Raw genomic sequence first — 636 nt, forward strand, 5'->3', positions numbered from 1 at the left:
GAAGCTATTAACTTCACCGCCTTCCTCCCCGCTGAAAGTACTTTACAACCCGAAGGCCTTCTTCATACACGCGGCATGGCTGCATCAGGCTTGCGCCCATTGTGCAATATTCCCCACTGCTGCCTCCCGTAGGAGTCTGGACCGTGTCTCAGTTCCAGTGTGGCTGGTCATCCTCTCAGACCAGCTAGGGATCGTCGCCTAGGTGAGCCATTACCCCACCTACTAGCTAATCCCATCTGGGCACATCCGATGGTGTGAGGCCCGAAGGTCCCCCACTTTGGTCTTGCGACGTTATGCGGTATTAGCTACCGTTTCCAGTAGTTATCCCCCTCCATCGGGCAGTTTCCCAGACATTACTCACCCGTCCGCCACTCGTCACCCGAGAGCAAGCTCTCTGTGCTACCGTTCGACTTGCATGTGTTAGGCCTGCCGCCAGCGTTCAATCTGAGCCATGATCAAACTCTTCAATTTAAGTTTGATTTGCTGAAACAAGTTCAGCGGTGCTCATCTGTAAAACGTCATAATGAATTTCATTATGTGTTCACTCGTGAGGCTTTGATATTTTGTTGCGTCCGGAGACGCTGATATCAATCCTGCGAGTGCCCACACAGATTGTCTGATAAATTGTTAAAGAGC

General features: G+C 51.3%; 1 rRNA gene. It reads right to left on the minus strand.

What is annotated here, in order from left to right:
• Nucleotides 1-471 (minus strand): 16S ribosomal RNA (locus K5Y32_RS24810); the annotation flags it as partial.
• Between the last annotated feature and the right edge of the window lie 165 nt (nucleotides 472-636).

Source organism: Pantoea sp. DY-15 (assembly GCF_019795935.1).
GTDB lineage: Bacteria > Pseudomonadota > Gammaproteobacteria > Enterobacterales > Enterobacteriaceae > Pantoea > Pantoea leporis.